At 54.2% G+C, this 19,063-nt stretch carries 17 protein-coding genes, 3 tRNA genes and 1 other RNA gene; 15 read left to right on the plus strand and 6 right to left on the minus strand.

Going from position 1 to position 19,063, the window contains the following annotated elements; genetic code table 11:
- Window positions 1–43: 43 nt before the first annotated feature.
- The 4 genes from JJB07_RS19255 to JJB07_RS19270 all read left to right on the plus strand — a co-directional run bounded on the left by JJB07_RS19255 (window position 44) and on the right by JJB07_RS19270 (window position 945).
- A tRNA-Pro gene (locus JJB07_RS19255) sits at window positions 44–120 on the plus strand.
- Between the two features lie 255 nt (window positions 121–375).
- An RNA gene (gene rnpB / locus JJB07_RS19260) (RNase P RNA component class B) lies at window positions 376–769 on the plus strand.
- A 19-nt stretch (window positions 770–788) separates the two neighbouring features.
- Window positions 789–864, plus strand: a tRNA-Thr gene (locus JJB07_RS19265).
- A 4-nt stretch (window positions 865–868) separates the two neighbouring features.
- Window positions 869–945 (plus strand) — tRNA-Pro (locus JJB07_RS19270).
- 42 nt (window positions 946–987) lie between these two features.
- Here JJB07_RS19270 and JJB07_RS19275 read toward each other — a convergent pair.
- Window positions 988–1,557 (minus strand): diguanylate cyclase domain-containing protein, encoded by a 570-nt coding sequence (locus tag JJB07_RS19275; RefSeq protein WP_201637719.1) that lies wholly within the window; start codon window positions 1,555–1,557, stop codon window positions 988–990.
- A gap of 64 nt (window positions 1,558–1,621) precedes the next feature.
- The gene (locus JJB07_RS19280; RefSeq protein ID WP_201637720.1) at window positions 1,622–2,902 is read right to left on the minus strand and encodes a nucleotidyltransferase family protein; all 1,281 of its coding nucleotides are present in this window, start codon (window positions 2,900–2,902) and stop codon (window positions 1,622–1,624) included.
- Window positions 2,903–3,166: 264 nt separating this feature from the next.
- Here JJB07_RS19280 and JJB07_RS24440 point away from each other — a divergent pair, with 264 nt between their 5' ends.
- Genes JJB07_RS24440 through JJB07_RS19295 form a run of 3 tightly spaced genes read left to right on the plus strand, consistent with a single transcriptional unit; the run spans window position 3,167 to window position 6,551 of the window.
- Window positions 3,167–4,171: an iron-containing redox enzyme family protein gene (locus JJB07_RS24440; protein ID WP_201637721.1), complete on the plus strand. Its 1,005-nt coding sequence runs from the start codon at window positions 3,167–3,169 to the stop codon at window positions 4,169–4,171.
- Between the two features lie 26 nt (window positions 4,172–4,197).
- Window positions 4,198–4,848, plus strand: a complete 651-nt coding sequence (locus JJB07_RS19290; protein ID WP_201637722.1) for a hypothetical protein — start codon at window positions 4,198–4,200, stop codon at window positions 4,846–4,848.
- Window positions 4,845–6,551, plus strand: coding sequence for a M3 family metallopeptidase (locus JJB07_RS19295; protein WP_201637723.1), 1,707 nt, complete (start codon window positions 4,845–4,847; stop codon window positions 6,549–6,551). The genes JJB07_RS19290 and JJB07_RS19295 overlap by 4 nt, the downstream gene beginning before the upstream one ends.
- Window positions 6,552–6,590: 39 nt before the next feature.
- On the opposite strand, the gene JJB07_RS19300 is transcribed toward JJB07_RS19295, so the two are convergent.
- The 3 genes from JJB07_RS19300 to JJB07_RS19310 all read right to left on the minus strand — a co-directional run bounded on the left by JJB07_RS19300 (window position 6,591) and on the right by JJB07_RS19310 (window position 11,226).
- A complete protein-coding gene (locus JJB07_RS19300) occupies window positions 6,591–7,706 on the minus strand; it encodes a hypothetical protein (RefSeq protein WP_201637724.1) in 1,116 nt (371 codons plus the stop codon).
- Window positions 7,707–7,717: 11 nt separating this feature from the next.
- Entirely contained in the window at window positions 7,718–8,371 is a 654-nt protein-coding gene (locus tag JJB07_RS19305; RefSeq protein ID WP_201637725.1) for an alkaline phosphatase family protein, read from the minus strand.
- Between the two features lie 140 nt (window positions 8,372–8,511).
- Complete coding sequence (locus JJB07_RS19310; RefSeq protein WP_201637726.1) at window positions 8,512–11,226, minus strand: pyridoxal phosphate-dependent aminotransferase; 2,715 nt, start codon at window positions 11,224–11,226, stop codon at window positions 8,512–8,514.
- A 162-nt stretch (window positions 11,227–11,388) separates the two neighbouring features.
- Here JJB07_RS19310 and JJB07_RS19315 point away from each other — a divergent pair, with 162 nt between their 5' ends.
- Complete coding sequence (locus JJB07_RS19315; RefSeq protein ID WP_201637727.1) at window positions 11,389–12,636, plus strand: MFS transporter; 1,248 nt, start codon at window positions 11,389–11,391, stop codon at window positions 12,634–12,636.
- Between the two features lie 36 nt (window positions 12,637–12,672).
- Here JJB07_RS19315 and JJB07_RS19320 read toward each other — a convergent pair whose 3' ends face one another.
- Window positions 12,673–12,858 carry a hypothetical protein gene (locus tag JJB07_RS19320; protein WP_201637728.1) on the minus strand — a complete coding sequence of 62 codons (186 nt, stop codon included), beginning with the start codon at window positions 12,856–12,858 and terminating at the stop codon, window positions 12,673–12,675.
- A gap of 188 nt (window positions 12,859–13,046) precedes the next feature.
- Between JJB07_RS19320 and JJB07_RS24090 the strand changes: the two genes are divergently transcribed.
- From JJB07_RS24090 to pyrB, 7 genes are all read left to right on the plus strand, one after another.
- Entirely contained in the window at window positions 13,047–13,424 is a 378-nt protein-coding gene (locus JJB07_RS24090; RefSeq protein WP_236588234.1) for a DUF5665 domain-containing protein, read from the plus strand.
- A 28-nt stretch (window positions 13,425–13,452) separates the two neighbouring features.
- On the plus strand, window positions 13,453–14,169 hold the full coding sequence (locus tag JJB07_RS19330; protein WP_201637729.1) for a TraR/DksA C4-type zinc finger protein: 717 nt from the start codon (window positions 13,453–13,455) through the stop codon (window positions 14,167–14,169).
- A gap of 114 nt (window positions 14,170–14,283) precedes the next feature.
- Complete coding sequence (gene lspA / locus JJB07_RS19335) at window positions 14,284–14,757, plus strand: signal peptidase II (RefSeq protein ID WP_201637730.1); 474 nt, start codon at window positions 14,284–14,286, stop codon at window positions 14,755–14,757.
- A gap of 10 nt (window positions 14,758–14,767) precedes the next feature.
- On the plus strand, window positions 14,768–15,736 hold the full coding sequence (locus JJB07_RS19340) for an RluA family pseudouridine synthase (RefSeq protein ID WP_201637731.1): 969 nt from the start codon (window positions 14,768–14,770) through the stop codon (window positions 15,734–15,736).
- Between the two features lie 189 nt (window positions 15,737–15,925).
- Window positions 15,926–16,477, plus strand: coding sequence for a bifunctional pyr operon transcriptional regulator/uracil phosphoribosyltransferase PyrR (gene pyrR / locus JJB07_RS19345; RefSeq protein WP_201637732.1), 552 nt, complete (start codon window positions 15,926–15,928; stop codon window positions 16,475–16,477).
- Between the two features lie 164 nt (window positions 16,478–16,641).
- A complete protein-coding gene (gene uraA / locus JJB07_RS19350; RefSeq protein ID WP_201637733.1) occupies window positions 16,642–17,889 on the plus strand; it encodes a uracil permease in 1,248 nt (415 codons plus the stop codon).
- Window positions 17,890–18,040: 151 nt separating this feature from the next.
- A complete protein-coding gene (gene pyrB / locus JJB07_RS19355) occupies window positions 18,041–19,000 on the plus strand; it encodes an aspartate carbamoyltransferase (protein ID WP_201637734.1) in 960 nt (319 codons plus the stop codon).
- The last annotated feature ends 63 nt before the right edge of the window (window positions 19,001–19,063 follow it).

The raw sequence follows: 19,063 nt of genomic DNA on the forward strand, positions 1-19,063 counted from the left end.
AACCGTGGGGGTTCGAGTCCCTTCTCCGGCACCATTTCTGTATCGGAATGTAGCGCAGCTTGGTAGCGCGCACGCTTCGGGAGCGTGAGGTCCAGGGTTCGAATCCCTGCATTCCGACCAACTAGAAAGGCTCATTTCCTTCGGGAGATGAGCCTTTTTTGCACACTGGTACTCGCGATCTCGGTCAGATGAAAGAGCGAGGAAACGCATGAATTCAGTAGGATAGCTCTGTGTGCCGTCGATCATCCTGCACAGAAGCGAAATTTGTTTGAGTTTGTCGCCCGAATCGTGTTGAATCGTAGGCGTGACCGTGATAAGATACTACTTGTCGCCGCGATGAGCGGTGCACAACAACTTGATAGCAAGTCTGCAGAGACATGTGTGGTGATCGCGCTGCCGCTTGACGGCAGTGAGGAAAGTCCACGCTCGCCTGAGCTGAGATGCTCAGAGTTCGGATGCCTGACCAATCAATAAGTCAGGGCACCTCGCAAGAGGTGACGGCGGGGAACGTATGCTACGTCCTTCGGGATATGCTGCTACTACCCTGAAAGTGCCACAGTGACGAATCTCCTCGGAAACGAGGAGGGTGGAACGAGGTAAACCCCATCTGCGAGAAACCCAAATTATGGTCGGGGAACTGCCCGGAGGGAAATGAACTTCGGAACCAAAGGGCGGATCGACACATGTCGATAGATAGATGGTTACCACCTGTAGTGCGAGGTCTAATCAGCCGTTTGGAGCACAAGGTAACAAAACGTGGCTTACAACAGTCTCTGCAGTTCGATTTTGCCGGTGTAGCTCAGTAGGTAGAGCAACTGACTTGTAATCAGTAGGTCGCGGGTTCGATTCCTGTTGCCGGCACCAGTTTCGGAATGTAGCGCAGCTTGGTAGCGCGCACGCTTCGGGAGCGTGAGGTCCAGGGTTCGAATCCCTGCATTCCGACCACTAGGAACCAAAAGAGCCTGTCCATCGCGGACAGGCTCTTTTTTATTGTTCGAATTGTCGCAGGAAGTCGTCGAGGCTTTCCCGGAGCAGAGAAGCTTCGGAACGATTCAGTTCCTTGGCCAGTCGAGACAAACGGTCGAGCTGGGTTAAGGTGTAGTAGTTGCTCTTGAGTTTCATCTTGGTGTCTGCTGCGAAGACGATGCGGTTACGCCCTTCCTGCTTGGCGCGGTAGAGCGATTCCTCCAAGGCGCGCAGCAGTTCTTTGACGTCGTCGCCGTGCTTCGGATACTCCGCCAGCCCCGCGCTGAACGTGGCACCAAAGCGTTGCTCCAAAGCTTGCTTGGCAAGCGTTACGTGCAAGAAGAGATCCTCGACCCGATGATCCGCACTTACAACGGCGAATTCATCGCGACCCAGGTAGAGTAGTTCAGACGGCACGAGATTCTGTATAAGTTCGTGCATCTGCTTGAGCTTCTCACCCAACTCCATCTCCGGAAGTACCTCGTGGAAGCGGTCCAAGTCCACCAAGGCCACGACAAACGCAGTCGATTGCGCAGCCACATCTGTCAACCGTGAGAGGAGCGGGTGATACTCACGCTCGCTTATATACATCTTGTCCACCCCGTCTTCTCAAAATTCTCCCCAGACTATACCACCAGACTCCTCCAACGTCAATTCATCCATACATCTGTTCCAATTCGCCCGCCAGTTCGTCCAGTTCCTCGTCTCCATACAAAGCGTGGCAGCAGACCACAAAACTGCCGATCGGCGTCAGAACGACATCGTAGCGGTCGACTTTCAGCCACTTCCATGCTCCTTCATGTTGCATCGCATTGAGCTTCATAAAGTACACATACGCTCCGTTTTGGAAAAAGGGCTTGGCTCCGAAACGCAAGTCTGCCGCTTTCATCAACGTCAACCAACGGTCCGTATCATTCCAGCGCGTCGTCGTTTCCCGCAGGTTATGGTACCAGTAGTTCCGCAACGGACTCGATGTGTTACGACGCAGGTATGGGAGGATATGAAAACGTCGCAGCTCTTCAAAGGGCGGAAGGGTGGGCTGAACCCCAACTCGTCCTGCTAACTCCAACAACATCGGAGGCGTTTCCAGAACGGGGGTCTCTTCATAGGAATGCAGCAACAAACGCAAGGCGTAGTGCAAGTGGTAGCGTTCGATGACCTGTGCCACATAGTCCAGATCGATTTCATCCGCAAGGGAGATGTCGTGTGGCTGCGTGACACAGGTGACGTCGAATAGATCACGAAGCATTAATTTCGTACGAGACATCAATTCCGCGAGATAAATCAACAGATTTCCTTCGCGGTCGGGAACGGGAACCGTCACATCCGCCAATCGGACTTGACGGCGGCCTCTGGTGAACGTCTCCCACGGAAGGTAGGTGCGCATGTTCATCGAGTACGCTCCGATTTGCACTTCAACGCCTTCAAATTCTAGCGTCTCTTCCACCGGATCAAAACGGGCTCCCCCATGGGTCAGACCCGTATCAGGCTCCGTGAACATCGTCATCGTGCTGAACTGATCCAATTCGTTCTCCAACAACACGTGACCGGTCTTCCAAAACTCATCGAGCGACGAGACGGCGACGTCAAGGTCGTGAAAATAGCGGGACTTGCCCGGCGGATAATAAGCTTCGATGCCAGGTCCTTTCAAAACGAGAAAGTCCAGACCGGCACCGTCAACACCCATCCCGTTGAGGATGCGGAAAATCTCCTCCCGCATGTTGCGGTATCGTTGATAGAAGAGATGGTGCTCCTCTTCCAATGTAAAGTGCGGCTGCAAAGCTTCGTAGATCTCGGGGAAGATCTTGTTCAGTCGCGCCGTCTCCAACAAATGATGCGCGGTTTCGGACGTCAATTGTGCAGCCAAAGTCGCACGGGAATCAACGTCCCCGTAATAAAGGTTGATCAGCTGTTCAGCTGTTAATTTGTCTGTCATGAAAGATCCCTCCTATAAAGTAAGAATAGCAAAAAAATTTCGTCACGTACATATTGACGAACACATATATACGTATTAATATATAGACATAAGCTCTTGAAGGGAGGTCTCGTCCATGAAAGTAGTACGTTCTACTCGCGTTCGCCGCGTCATGTTCATCCTGTAATTTTACTGTCCGAATCGCGCCATTCTGAAAAGGAGGGCGCGATTCCTCTCTTTTAGCTCTTGAAAGCAAGTCTATATTAATGAAACGAGGCGTTGGTCGTGGCACATTTTTATTTTCAAAAACCGTTGCTGCGCCGAGGCTGCCAGGTGGACGCACACAGCGATCATTTGCAGCTTCGCTACCGTGACGATGAGTTTGAACTCTTCCCGGAAGAGGGTCACACGGTAGAGCAGATGCAAAAGATGCTGCTTCAAATAGACGGGACGAAAACCGTAGAGGAATTGAAAGCGGATGGATTCGGATACAGTGCGGATGAAGTGATGGACATGCTGACCGCTCTGGACGAAAGCTGGCTGCTGGAAGAAGGCGCACAACCGGTCTTCACCGGCAAAAGCGGTTTGCAATTCATCACGCACCTCGAAGACCTCTACCGGGATTGGGAAAAAGAAGCCGGCGAGACCAAACTCAGCCAACTTGTTCTGGACGGGAACGCTCCGCGTCACCTGATGATCGGGTGGACGCTCGAATATTACCATATCACCAAGCGGGCTCACGATTGCATTTCTCCGGCGATTGCCAAAGGACACGGAGAGTTTCGTTCGATGCTCCTCGACTTTTTCCATGAAGAATACCGCCATGACAAACTGTTGCTCAAATCCCTGAAATCTCTGGGCTTTGAAGAGCACGAGATCACCAACTCGATTCCTCTCCCGTACACGGCTGCGGTGTCGAACTTGTTGGCCAAATGGGCGCACACCGACCTGCTCTCGTACATGGCATCTCTGTTTATTTTCGAAGGAACTGCGATGGAAGGGAACGATTACGTGCAAGCGCTTGATGTGTACGAGATGCCGCGCGAGTTTTCCATCCACCAAGCCGCGCATAACAACATCAATACCGAAGGCGACCACGGCAACGTTTCGCGTGAGTTCTACGCAAGCATCGAGTACATCACGGCCGAGGATCAAGCCCGCGTCATCCGAAACATCCGCTTGCTGCATGAAGCACAACTGCGCGCACATGACACGATCTTCGAGTACTATCTGAAACCCGATGTCAAAATGCCGCGCCTGTTGGACAATCTGCTGGTCAGCAACGCATAATTTCATTGAAAAAGGAGTCGAACCTCATGCAGTTCACCATGCAGGAACTCATTGCAGAAGCAAAAGGCATGGCAAAGTCCCGCGAATGGGGGACAGGGTACCAAGCGTTTTGGGCTTCCGTACAGGCAGGGACGGTGGAAGCCGGTCTTCAGCAACTGTTTCTCGAAGAATGGCTGTATTTCCACAGCCGCCAATTGGAGTTTGGGTCGGCGATCCTGCACGTGAACATTCATGAGCAAGTGATGTTTGCGCTGTCTGCGCACTTCGTGATGGTTTCGTCGCTGAATCTGAAAGCGGTGGAGTCCCGTCGCCATGAAATGCCGTACCCGGCAACAGAAGCTCTGAGCAATTTGCTCTTGATCATGTCTGAAACAGACCCGGCTGCGTTCTTGACGGCAAGCACCTTGTTGGCACCGTATGTATTCCGTGCCGATGTGTTGAAGTCCGGTCTGGCACAGTTCGATCTGAGCCAAGAGGAGCGCGACGTACTGGTAAAATACACAAACATTCTTGCGGCCACTGAAGACAGTGTGGAGAAGTGCCTTCCGTACTTCGCGCCGGTTTCGGCGAACGATCGCATCCGGATCTTGAACCAAGTGCAACTCTTGTTGGAGACGGCAGACTTGATCTTCCAAGAACTTGGGGCGGCAGAACCGAAATGGGTGGCGACGGCGTGAACTTGCTGGAGTCGGTCTTTCCAAGTGTAGACCGGTGGGAGTCGGCGTTGGAACGTGTGCAAGCCCGCGCATCCGCTCTGAGTGAGCAGTTTGCAGACGGCATCACGTCAACGTCGGAGGTCTTGTTGGAGGGCCTGATGCATGTAGAGCAGATCTTGATCGAGGTGGAGGCCGTCTTTGTCTACGGACAATTGGGTTTCGACCTCGACCTGGATTCGGAAGGAGCTCTGCAGAGATTCGCTCAGGCGGAAGACAACAGCTTGTTCGTCCAAGAACAGATCGAATTCCTGCTGACTGAGCTCAGTACCTTTGATCTCAACCTGTTTGACGAGTTTGCAGAGAAAGAGTCGGAATTGCAACGATACCGTCCGTTTTTGGTGCGTGTACAGCAAGAGATGAACGCTGCGGGCGAACCCTCCACCCAAGCGGCGGTCAGCGCTTTGGATGTTGTGGGTCAGCAATTTGAAGAAGCGGCTCGAACGCTGTTGTTCCGCGAGACATCGTTTGCACCGGTGCAAGATGCAGACGGCAACGAGATCTCCGTCACGCATGGTAACTACCGGTCGTTGCTCGGCAACCCGGACCGCGAATTTCGCACGAGAGTGGCAACATCGTATCAGAACGGGTTGAAGCAACATCTCCACACCTGGGCGGTGCTGTACAACGGATACATCACCAAGGAACAACAGACCGCAGCTTTGCGGAATCTCTCGTCGTCCTTGGAAGCGGCGATGCACCGCGATCTCGTGGACGTGGCGGTCTATGATCGTCTCGTTCAAGCGGCAAGAGCGCAACTTCATCACTTCCATGCAACGCTGGAGATTCGTCAGGAAGCGGCCGGCACGGACACACTGGGGTTCCAAGATTTGTTCGTGCCTCTCGCGAATGATGTGGAGCGTACCTATTCGTGGGAAGAGGCCGGGCGGGTGTTGAAAGAAGCCATGCAACCATTTGGTGCCGAATATGTCGGCCTCCTGGAGGAAGCGCTGGCTTTTGTCATTCCGAATGCACCGGAGCCGACCGAGTACACCACGAACTGCTACGGACGTCATCCCGTTGTGTTGATGACCTACCGCAATTCTGTGCATAGTCTTTTGACCTTGGCGCACGAACTCGGTCATGCCGTCCACATGCGTCTCGCCAACCGCACACAGCCCTACTTTTCAGCGGAGGCGCCCGTTCTTCCCAGCGAAGTGGCGGCGCTTACGCAGGAGTGGGCGGTGTTGTTCCACTTGATCGAGACGGCGCGCACGGACGGAGAACGGGCGAGTTTGAAAGCGTTGGCGCTTGAGAAGTTTCAGGCGGCGTTCTTCAGGCAATCGATGTTGGCCGAGTTTGAGCGTCGGACGCATGAACTGGCAGCAGAAGGCATGGTCCTGTCTGCTGAAGTCCTCTGCGACGAATATGCAGAGTTGCTGCACACCTACTACGGTCCGACGTTTTCTGCAGAAGAGGCGGCACAGGACTTTGTGCGGGTCACGCACTTGTTCAACTCCTTCTACTTATATACCTACCCGATCGCCTGCTGTGCGGCTGTGACGCTTGCACAATCGATCGCCAAGGGCGGTGGAGAGTCGTTCATCCGGATGCTTTCCGCGGGAAGTTCGCAAGCACCGGCTGACCTGTTGCAGATCGTCGGCGTCGACATTACCCAAGACGCTCTGTATGACGAAGCGCTTGAAATCTTCAAATCTCTGTTCTAAAAAAGGAACCAGTACCCACGCGGGTGCTGGTTCCCTTTTTTATAAGCTTGATCGTGCGGTCAATTTGGTGAAAAGCGACCGGGCCATTTCGGAGAAGTCATGACCGATCCGAAGACCGATCAAGGGGCAGCGCAACAAATCGTCGATGCGCTTCTGAGCCTGTTCAACCAGCGCCGACTCGTCCACCTCCACGTACTGCAGCCAGTGCGGGCGGGAAGGGTCATGCGGAGTCCGGCACTCCGCTTCGAGGATGGCGCGTGCTTCTACAGGGTCGACTTCGTAGAATCCGGACGGCTGAGTGAAATCGCTGGTGGGTAACACAACAGCTTGCAGCTCAACAGACGGCGCGATCATCACGTGCAGACGAGAAGGGATGTCGCGGTAGGGGATGATCAGTTTGCCTTTCGATGTCCGCAGTCCCTCCGTTTGTTCGGGGGACATGTCGAACAGCTTGCAAGTGAAGTCGGAGATTCCGATCGGTTCCGGCCAACCGTGCAACCGGTTGGCAGAGTCGAGCATGACAAAATCGTTGCTGACGAACGATGCATCTTCTTTTCGCAAAAGCGCCCCTGTCAGCGTGGTGGTTTTGCCTGCGCCCTTGCGTCCCACGACGAGGAACCCTTTGCCGTCGAACGAGACCGCGGAACTGTGGAAAATCACAGAGCCGTTTGCTTCCTCCATGCGTTGGAGCAAATTGTCTTTCAAGATCGCCCGTGCTTCAATCGCCAAATGGGAGGTGTCGTCACCCAACAACACCGTCTGACGCCGCACACGGTCGCTGTAGACGAGAACACCGTTGGTCTGGTAGTGGAACAGCAGAGATCCGTCCAAATCATAGAGACGACCGTCGGTGAAAGAACCGCCCTCGTATTGCGAGGGAATCGGGACAAGCGAATACTCGGAAGGCAAAGAGTCCAGCGCTTGGCGATAGAGTTTTGCGTCACGGCATACCCACACGGTATCCAGTTGCTGCAACTGTTCAGGTGTGGCCTCGCCGAATCGGAAGTACGGGATCAGCCGATGCAATGTTTGCTCTACGATTTCAGGACAATGAGTCCGCAACAGAACGCTGGAGTTTGCGTACGAAACTTCCAGCGTGTGAGGGGTCGGTTGTGTTGTCAGTGTGTCAAACACATGTTGGGTCGTCTGGATCAAGGTCGTACCTCCTAGCGGAACAGATTGGTTTTTTCCAGCGGGTCACGGGTCAAGTTGTACACTTCAAAGCGCTGTTGGTCAGCATCCCAGTAGACTTTCAGCGTTTCGTTTTCCAACTGCAGGCGCAGGGCGTGGGTCTGCTCTTGACGGGTCACAGCCGGGAGAAAGGGCAATTGTTCTCCACGAAAAGCCGGGAGCAAGGATTGAGCGGTGAAGTCCTCGTGTTGATAGGGAAGATTCAAGAGATCCAGCACCGTCGGTACAACATCGGCGAGCCGCACTTGTTTGGAAACGGCCCGCGCTCCTGTGAAGCGTGTCGGGTAGGAGAACACCAAAGGGACACGATCTTCCATGGTTCCGTCCTCCCGTTGATTCGTCTCGCCCACGCAGATGATCAGAGTGTCATCCCAAAGCGGTTGCAAGTGCTGGAGCAACTTTTGTTGGAGCTCCGTCGTGGCCTCATCGGTTACGTGCAACCAAGACACCGTAGGGTGTTCGGAGCGCGCGAACAACTCTTGAAGTGAATCACACCAGATATCAACTTGTTCGTGGAAAAAGTCCTGAACGCGAGCCGTGCCGGTCATCCCGCGCACGACATACCCTTGTGTTTTCAATTCTTCAAAGAGAGAGTGCGCTCCCAACTCGTTTCCAAGCAGCGTTTTCATGTTTTCAAAAGAGTCAGACGAAGGAGCGATTGCGTTTTCAAAACGAAGCCCACGGGTGCTCATCTCGACCAAAAGCGGGTGACGGTGGAGCAACGGGGTAAGGGTCAAAGAGTCAAATTTGAGTAGAATCAGAGAAGTTGCTATGACAAGTCACCTCCGGAGATCAGGGCAGTAGGCTGTCCGTGTAGATGTGTTCGAACCATTTGCATCGCCGCTTCAAAATCCTGTTCCACGAGAGCGGTGTTCAACGTGTCGCGGCCATACCGCCAAAACACGTATTTTTTCTTGAGTTCCAGAGCTTCCAGCACATCTTCTTGACTAAAAATCGGCTTGTCCGGCAGATCGTCGGCAATTTTGTCCGCCAAGTCGAGGAACTGGCGGTAGAACTGCACGTCTTCGGTACCCATTTCGTCGTTTAGCACGGCGAGAGTGAGCGCCCAATCCGCACGATCCAGTTTCAAGCGGTCAGCGGCAGATTCTAAGATGCGGGTTGTCAGGATCGTATCGCGCAAGGGAAGACCACTTTGCAATTCTTCCTCGCTGACATAAGGAGCAAGGCTCGGTGCCAGTTGCAACAATTCGGAGAAGGCAATCGGTTGACCCAGTTGCAGCATCTCACGCAAGCCGAGAAGTTCATCATCGCGGAATGGCTGCATCTCCTCAAGGGGAACCCCCTGGGGGAAACGCTGACTCAGATTCCACACCCGGGATATCCGGTGGGCATAGACGCTGAGCACTTTGCCGGTGTCGTGGAGGAGAACCATCAAGCGCATGGCTTGTCGATTGAACGTCTGTGCAAGGGGTCCGCTAAGACTTGCGGCCAGCCGTTCGGCTGCCACCCCCACGTCGTAGAGGTGCGGGTAGAAGTTGATCTGCGGGTTTAGCTCATATCGGCCTTCTTCAATTAATAACGAGGACAGCTCACGGGAGGCTCGCACTTCCCTGCGTACAGCTTCCGACTTCAAGAAGCGTATCAGGCGGTGCAATCCTTCCTTCAAGGTATCAAATGAAATGGAGAACGTAATGCGAAGCCAGCATCCGTCAAACAGACCAAAGCAGACGCCGGGGAACACCGCCGTTTTTTCCTGTTGCAGAAAACGGAGGAAGAATTGATAACTGTCCAGTTCTGAACGGACTTTCAAAGTTACGTTCAGCGAGCCGTCCGGGACGATGATGTTCTCAATGAGATCGGGCATGTACGGCGTGAGCGTATCAATCGTGTATTGGCGGAGTTTCGCCATGCGCTCGGTGAATCGTGTCTGATTGAGGTTGTATTCATCGTAGAGCAGTTGCAAGCCCGGCATGGACAAGTTATAGGTGGTGTTGAATTGTCTCAAGTGCGACTCCGACAAGGTCGTAAGCGACATCGTTCGGTATTGCTCGAAGCGGGACTGCAACTCCAACAACAGATAGAACAAGGAATTCGGCGCGCCATAGGAAGTGGACGCCACATTGAAGAACGTCTGAATGATTTCGGTCCGCGCGAGGATATAGCCGACTTTCAACCCCGGAACCGCATGGGTTTTGGAGAGTGAAATGACGCGCACCACGTTTGGACTTTCCATGTTGTCCGGTTCTTCAAACGGTTCTCGAAGGAAACATTTGCCCGCTTCATCCAGCAGAATCACCAGATTGTGTTCTTCTGCATAGTCGATGAGAATTTCCAACTCCGCTTTCGGTAATTTGCCGCCGGTCGGATTGAGCACGTCGACCAATACGATCAATTGGGTTCGACTCGTCACTTTGGCGATCACATCTTCAGCGCGAAGTTTGAATCCTCTGTCTTCTTGAAGCGTGACGTACCGTACATCGCAATACTCTTCACATGCGTGCATGAAGGGAGCGTAGGACGGGAGAACGAACACAGCTTCACAGCGGGTTTCCAACTTGGCGGTCAGCATTTGCAAGAGGAAGTACAGCGCCGAAGTGCCGCCCATCGTGATGGCGACGTTGTTCTCGGCGTACACGGGACGTCCCAAGGAGGCATTCTCCCGATCGCAGACCGCTTTGCGTGTAGGAGCCATCCCCAGCGTGTTCGAATAGCCGACCCAGTTCTGTCGCAAGGCGTAGTTGATGGCCTGCTGCAACGCGAGGGAAAGTGGAAATTCCGTCTCATCGAGCGACCCGGAACTGAGGATTACATTTTCCGTATCATTGTCATACTTGCCGTAGAGGTCGTTTGCAAAAAAGTGATTGTAGATTTTTTTGCAGAACACGCCGTACGGGAATCGTTCTTCAAACCTGCGCATCAGTTGTTCGACAGCTCGTCCCGGACCACTCCCGAGGAAGAAACGGTACGCATCGTCGTATTCGCGCTGCGTGATCAAGGCAGGTTCCGAGAGAGGAGCGGCGGGCAAGGCACCGATCAGATGCAAGTAGGATTGACAGAGGAGTTGGTCACGCAGTGTGAAAAAGGAATTCTCCCGCACTTGCGTCGGGTTCGACTCTGACAGACGTGCCTCAACTAAATGAAACAAGACAGCCAATCCTTGAGAGCTTGCGAAAGGGCTTGCCGATGTGCTTTGGTTCATCACCAAAGAATGAGAGGGGGTCGAGTTGAGAGCCACGGGGAATTGAGCAGGTTCGCTCAGGCGGTTGAAACGCGCCAAGAAATCATCCAACTGTTGCAAACAATAGCTGACATACGTCAGCCAACGATCCGGTTCTGCTCGTTCGTCAAACGTCGGGTGAGGGAACCCCAGCTCTTGAGAGATGGATTTGATGACCGCCCAACATTCGTTTTTCGACCAGAGGGAGGTTGGATCCTGATCCGGCGTTTGCAAGTGGGTCAACATGTCGACGAGGATTTTTTTAGATTTTTCGATAAAATCAATCTTTTCTTGGATTAAGTCCATAATTATCACCGCATAGTTTTAGTGAGTTAGTTAGTTCAATTATAAAGGAATTGGCAGATGTGTCAAATGTACTTCTGTAATTTATAGGACTTGACCAGATAGTTCTGTTAAGGTAACTTAGGTTTAGCTAATAATACTATTCAGAGAAAAGGAAGGATCTACATGGCAGCGACACCTACAAACTCTCCAGCGATCGACGGACAGCCCACTCCCTCGACATCTGTTTGGAAAAACCGGAACTTTCTAATTCTTTTCCTTTCCTCGTTGATCATCTCTCTCGGGGGACGCGTGTATGAACTGGCCTTGCCGCTCATTTTGTACAATTTGACTCATTCGCCGGTGGCAATGGGTGCTATGAGAGCGATTGAACTGCTGCCGAATATGTTGCTTGCGATCTTCATTGGTGTCATTGTAGACCGCGTGCGCAAGAAATCTTTCATGCAGATTTCGATTGCACTCCAAATTGTGTTCTTGGTCTCCTTGTTCACCTTGATTCAGACCGGGCATGATCAGTTGGCCTTTTTCTTTGTTTTTGGATTTTTCCTGATGACCTTTAATTATGCGTATGACAATGTGCGCATCTCCATTGTGAAAAACGTAATTCCGTCTCCGTTGCTCACGTCTGCGAACGCGAAGTTCTCATTGGTCTCGACGTTGGTTTACATTTTAGGGCCTTCGATCTCCGGCTTCCTGTTCATGCTCTCCGATCTGCATATGGGGCTGTTGATCACCGCATCGGCGTTGACATTTGGTTTGATCGCGTCCTTCCTGCTGCAGATGAACGAAGCGGCAGATGTGCGCGCGACCGGGAGCTTCAAACAGAACCTGATCGAAGGTTGGACGGAGCTGCGCACCAACAAAGCGCTGTGGACGATCACGATGTTTGTTATCTTCATCAACGCGATTGACGGGTTGTCCAGTGCGATGATTCCGTTCTACGCCCAAGACACGATGGGGCTTTCCAGTTCCGAGTTGGGCATGGTCTTTTCGGCCGTCGGGATCGGCGGATTCCTCGCCAGTTTGATCGTTGCGCGCGTGCGCAAGATGTTCTCGGTCGGACACTTGCTGGGCATCACGATGCTGTTGATGGGGCTTTCCTACTTGACGATGTACTTTTCCACGAACGTTTGGATGATGATGCTCGCGATGTTTATGAACGGCTTCTTCGGCACCATTCAAGCGGTTTGCGTGTGGTCGTTCCGTCAAGAGACTACGCCTTCGCACTTGATGGGTCGAGTCAGCGGCATCACCGGGTCGTTGTTTAAACTGGGAATTCCGTTCACGATGTTCGGTTCCGGCCTTGTAACGGAAGCGGTCGGCCCGTCCTATGTGTTCTTGGCAGCCGCTTGCTCCGCGGGGCTTATGTTCCTCGTCTATCGATTCCAACCGTTATGGAAGGTCAAAGCATAATAAAAAAGACCAAGTGCCTGTGAGCACTTGGTCTTTTCATTTCCAATAAAACAAGGTGGTCAAGACCCAACTGGCAAGGCCGACGACCAAAAGGGCGATAAACACTTCGGAGTAGGGAATGCGGTAGTCGAAGATCATCTTCGACAAAAAGCTGGCAAAGAGCTCCACTCCGCCGATCCAGATGGCGATCGACGACAGCGAGCGCACGGTTTGGCGACGCAAGGTAGGTGCTCCTCTCTACGATACAAGTCCGAGTCTCTCATAGCATGTAGTTTCATGATACACCGCATCGGGGGAGTCTCTCAACCCGCCGAGTCTTGAAACTTTGACAATTCTGTGCACGTACCGAATACTGTCATTATGGACAGTCCCGAGAACGGGCAAGATACACACAAGCAGGAGGGGTACCGATGTCGAAACGAGACCATAAAATGAACGGCCCGAAGCAGGCTGGGGAACCGTCCGAGCGCTTGCATGACGACCCTGTGACATTGCCGGAGGAGACCCGTTTCCTCTCCAGTCAGATTCAGCGTCTGGCCATCCAGATGGAGCGTTCCAACTTTGCAGAGTATGTCCAACTGATGCAGCGACCGAGACGCCTGATCTTTCTCAATTTGATCAGCGGAATTTCCCGCGGTGTCGGCATCGCGATCGGATTTACGGTGATTGCGGCCGTGATTTTGTACATCCTGCAGAAAGTTGCAGTCTTGAATCTCCCGATCATCGGGGATTTCATCGCCGATCTCGTTCGCATCGTCGACGCGCAGTTGCACACGTCTTCGTACTAGATTGATCTAGGGGAAGGGGGAGTCTTCTATGACCTTGACACAAAACCAGTTGCAGCAGTTGCGTTCGCAGTTGGAGGAGGAGTTGTCCGACATCCGGGACCGACTCGATCACACCGACGGGTACGGTCTCGATGACTCGCTGGAGACGACGACCGATGAGTTGTCCAACTACGACAACCACCCGGGCGATTTGGGGTCCGAAGTGTTTGAACGCGGCAAAGACTTGGCACTTCGCGAGCATGACTCCATTCGAATGACGGAGATTGACGCCGCCCTCGATCGCTTGGAGGATGGAACTTACGGAGTCTGCCAGCACTGCGGGGCAGAGATCTCGTTTGCCCGCTTGCAAGCGGAGCCGGCCGCCAATTATTGCGTGGGGTGCCGCGAGGAAGCGGACGTCCGCGAAGTGCAGGCAAACCGTCCGGTCGAGGAGAACTTCCTGTATCCGGGCTTTGGCCGAAGCGATATGGACAACAACGACGAAGACTACAACGGATTCGACGGGGAAGACTCGTGGCAAGCGGTCGCCCGCTATGGAACGGCCGCGACCAATGACGACAACCCCGATTTTACCGGCAACGAGCCTCAGCACCAGTACATCGACGCCGACGAGCGCATCGGGTACGTAGAGGACTTGGAGGGCTTCCTGATCGCCGACATGCACGGCAATCCGGTCGAGCCGGGCTTTGTGCGCAATGAACCGTACCGCCGTGCGTTTGAAGAAGCCGGTGGCGACGTCTATTAAAAAGGAGACCAACCGCTGAGCGGTTGGCCTCTTTTTTCTTGTCATTCTTGGGTAATTTATGCTACAATTGGCACGCTAAAAAAGGTTGGAACTTGCCGGGAGAGGTGTGACCGCATGTATTTTTATCTCATAATCGCGCTCGTGGTTGCCATTGACCAATGGGTGAAATACTACGTTCGTCATCATCTGGAGATTGGACAGTCCGTTCCGCTGATCGACGGGGTGATCAACTTGACCTCGCATCGCAACGCCGGAGCGGCGTTCAGCATCCTCGAAGGACAGCAGTGGTTCTTCATCTTGTCATCGCTGGCGGTTGTCGCCGCTGTCATCTACTACCGCCGCAAGGGCGAACTCAGAGGGCGTCCGCTGATGGAGTTCGGCGTGGCGCTGTTGGTCGCTGGAGCGATCGGGAACATGCTCGACCGCCTCGTACTTGGGGTCGTCACCGATTTCTTCGACCTGCAGTTCGTGCAGTTTGCGATCTTTAACGTGGCAGACATCGCGATCAACCTCGCCGTCGTATTGATCGTGCTGGCGATTCTGATCGAGTCGTTCAAGCCCAAGACCAAGAAAGCCGTGGAGGAGTAGGAGGAAGCATATGTCCCAATCTCAATCTCATACCGAAGATCTCGAACTGGAATCGGAATCCCTCTCGTGGACCATCGAGGAGGAGCAAGCCGGAGAGCGCATCGACAAGTTGCTCGCGGAGCTGATTCCCAACGTCTCGCGCTCGCAAGTCCAAGAGCTGATTGAATCTCAACACGTCTTGGTACAGGACAAGAAACCCAAGTCCAACTATAAAGTAAAAACAGGCGATGTCCTCACCGTCACGCTCCCTGAACCGGAGCAAGCGTCCATCGAAGCGGAGGACATCCCGCTCGATGTGCGGTACGAAGACGCAGACGTCATCGTCGTCAACAAACCGCGCGGCATGGTCGTTCACCCGGCGGCCGGACATTACTCGGGGACGTTGGTCAACGCGCTGATGTTCCATTGCAAAGACCTCTCCGGCATCAACGGAGAAGTCCGCCCCGGCATCGTCCACCGCATCGACAAGGATACGTCCGGCCTGCTCATGGCTGCCAAAAACGACGTGGCCCATCGCCACCTCGCCGAACAGCTCAAAGAACATACCGTCACCCGCAAGTACCTCGCGGTCGTTCACGGTGTGATCCAGCATGACCTCGGCACCGTCGACGCACCGATCGGTCGCCATCCGGTTCACCGCCAGCAGCAGGCCGTTCTGCGGGAGGGCGGTCGTGAGGCGATTACGCACTTCCAAGTGATCGAGCGCTTGCCCAATCATACGGTCGTGGAATTGAAGCTCGAGACGGGCCGCACACACCAGATTCGCGTCCACATGGATTTCATCGGCCACCCGCTCGTCGGCGACCCGAAGTACGGAAACCAAAAGCGCAATCGCTTCGGCGACATCGTCGACGGACAAGCGTTGCACGCACAGGTGCTCGGGTTTGTTCATCCGCGCACGGGCGAATACTTAGAGTTCTCGACAGACGTTCCGGAAGAACTGCAAAAACTGATCGACTTTTTGCGACATGACGCTTGACGAATGCGTAAAGGATTGGTAGACTGCAAGAGAACTAAATAGTTCCTTTAAACTGATCCCGTGAGGTCGGTAAGGAGTCCGGACTTTTTGGAGGGGCATGCTGTGCCCTTTGCGAAAAAGGCTTCTTCCCGCATGTGTGGGGAGGAGCCTTTTTTGTTGGACTCAAGGAAAGAAAAGGAGGGTGACGGGATGGCGTTGGTCGAGAAAACGGTGTTGATGGATGAGCAAGGAGTGCGCCGGGCGCTGACCCGGATTGCACACGAGATTGTCGAGAAGAACAAAGGCACCGAGGACTTGGTGCTCGTCGGAATCAAAACCCGCGGCATTCATCTCGCCAAACGGCTGGCGGAGCGCATCGCGCAGTTTGAAGGGGTGCAACTGCCCGTCGGCTCGCTCGACATCACCCTCTACCGCGACGATTTGAAACTTCGCACGGAACAGCCGGTCGTACACGGCTCCGAAATCGATTGCGAGATCTCGAACCGCAACGTGGTGCTCGTCGATGACGTGCTGTTCACCGGACGCACGGTTCGCGCCGCGCTCGATGCGCTGATCGACATCGGACGCCCCTGCCAGATTCAACTGGCGGTGTTGGTGGACCGCGGGCATCGTGAACTGCCGATCCGCCCGGACTTCGTCGGCAAAAACGTCCCCACTTCGCGAGACGAAGTGGTGGCCGTGCAACTGATGGAGACGGACGTGAACGACAGCGTGATTATCTTGGAAGACGTTTCAATCTGACGGATGTAACACACAATAACGGAAGCACTCTTTAATCGGGTCCTGTGAGGCGCGCAAGGGTGTACGGCTCGGCTGGGAGCGGTCTGCGGATCGCTTGGTGGTCGGCGTGTACCCTCTCGGCGCCTGCGCAGGAGAGGGTTTTTTCTTAGAGGAGGACGTACAACGTGGCAAAACAACAACGCATCGTAGACGTGCAAGAACGTCTGCCGCTCGGTGAATCTCTCCCGCTTTCCCTGCAACATTTGTTCGCAATGTTTGGTTCGACGGTGCTGGTGCCGTTCTTGACGGGGTTGAATCCGTCGATCGCCTTGCTGACGAGCGGGATCGGGACGCTGCTCTACATCTTGCTGACGAAGGGCATGATTCCGGGGTATCTCGGGTCGTCGTTCGCCTTCATCGGGCCGATCATCGCCGTCAGCAAGTCGCAAGGGGTGGGGGCGGCGCTGTTCGGTTGCTTGCTGTCGGGGGTGGTGTACATCATCGTCGCAGGGATCATCCGCACGTCCGGTACGCGTTGGTTGGATCGTCTGTTGCCTCCTGTGGTGGTCGGGTCGATCGTCATCGTCATCGGCCTCGGGTTGGCGGGAGTCGCCGTCGACATGGCTTCGAAAGATTGGACGGTGGCTTCGGTCGCTCTGTTGATCGCGATTGTGGCGAGTGCTTTTTTCAGAGGGTTCCTCGGGGTGATTCCGATTCTGCTGGGGATCATCGGAGGGTTTGTGTTTGCAGCGATTCGAGGGCTGGTCGATTTTAGCGCGGTGGGGAAAGCAGCATGGTTCGCCATGCCGGAGTTTACGATGCCGCACGCTTCGTGGACGGCCGCGATTGTGATCGCACCGGTGGCGTTGGTGACGATTGCCGAGCATATCGGGCATCTGTTGGTGACGCAGAACATCGTCGGGCGGGACTTGATGAAGAATCCGGGCTTGCACCGTTCGATGCTCGGTGACGGTGTGGCAACGGCGCTGGCCGGTTTGGTTGGCGGTCCGCCGAGCACGACGTACGGCGAGAACATCGGGGTTATGGCGATTACGCGCGTCTACTCCGTCTGGGTTATCGGCGGGGCGGCGGTGTTCGCGGTGCTGTTCTCCTTCATCGGGAAGTTCTCCGCGATGATCACTTCGATTCCGGTGCCGGTTATGGGCGGCATCTCGATCCTGCTGTTCGGGATCATCGCATCGGCAGGTTTGCGCATGCTGGTGGAAAGCGGGATCAATTATACGCACAAACGCAATCTGATCATCTCAAGCGTCATTTTGGTGCTCGGGGTGGGCGGTGCGAAAATTAATATCGGCGATCTTCAGATCGAAGGCATGGCTCTGGCGACGTTCGCCGGCATCTTGCTCAACCTCGTGCTTCCGCGCGGGCTGAATGAGGACGATGCGGCGGAGTCCGAGCAGGTCGTGCATTAAACATAGTCATCACCTTTAATTCAATCCGAGAGGTTGGGAAGGTGAGTCGCCATTCGAAGAGACAGGTGTTCACTGTCTGTTTGGGTATAGGCTCCCTTCCCGGTTGTGGAATGGGAGTCTTTTTTTACAGAATTTGAGAGGGGTTGCCGAGATGTATCATGTGTTGAGTGCGCACCAGTTTGATCGTGGTCAGTTGGATGAGCTGTTCAAGACGGCAGACATTATGGAGTTCAATGCGCGCAAGGGCGGGTTGAATTTGCTCGGTGGGAAGATTATGGCGGCGCTGTTTTTTGAGCCGAGTACGCGGACGCGGTTTAGTTTTGAGTCGGCGATGATGCGGCTTGGCGGGACGGTCATTTCCACGGAGAATGCGGCTCAGTTTTCGTCGGCGATCAAGGGAGAGACGCTTGAGGACAGCATTCGGGTGATCTCTTCTTATGCAGATGTGATTGTCATGCGCCATAACGAAGTCGGCGCCGCGATGCGGGCTGCGAAAGTGGCGACGGTGCCGGTCATCAACGCGGGGGACGGCGCGGGAGAACATCCGACGCAGTCTCTGCTGGACTTGTACACGATTCAAAAAGAGATCGGACGGGTCGATGGGGTGAAGGTGGCGATGATCGGCGATCTCACCTACGGACGAACGGTGCATTCGCTGGCGTACCTCTTGGCAAAGTATGAGGGGGTTCAGATGTACTTCGTCTCTCCTGAGAACTGCCCGATCCCGGAGAAGGTCAAGGCGTTTTTGGATGAAAAAGGGGTCGAGTATTTCGAGGAGACCGATTTGGAAAAAGTGGCGGAGGTCGTGGATGTGCTCTACATGACCCGCATTCAAAAGGAACGCTTCCCGAATGAGGAAGAGTATACGAAGGCGGCGGGGGTTTACAAGATCGACAGTGGGTTGTTGTCGAGGATGAAGAAAAAGTCGATCATCCTGCATCCGCTGCCGAGAGCGGGGGAGATTGCGGCGGAGGTGGATGATGATCCGCGAGCTGCGTATTTCCGTCAGGCGAAGAACGGGGTATATATTCGGATGGCGTTGCTGGCGTATTGCTTGGAAGAAGGGGCTGTGGAGAGGGATACGACGGCGGTGGAGAGCTTGCTGAAGTAAGAGAGAGGCTTACTGGGCGCGGGGTCTTGGCGGGCTCCCGTCCGCTTGCGTACATTTCAGAGG

This window comes from Tumebacillus amylolyticus, assembly GCF_016722965.1.
GTDB lineage: Bacteria > Bacillota > Bacilli > Tumebacillales > Tumebacillaceae > Tumebacillus > Tumebacillus amylolyticus.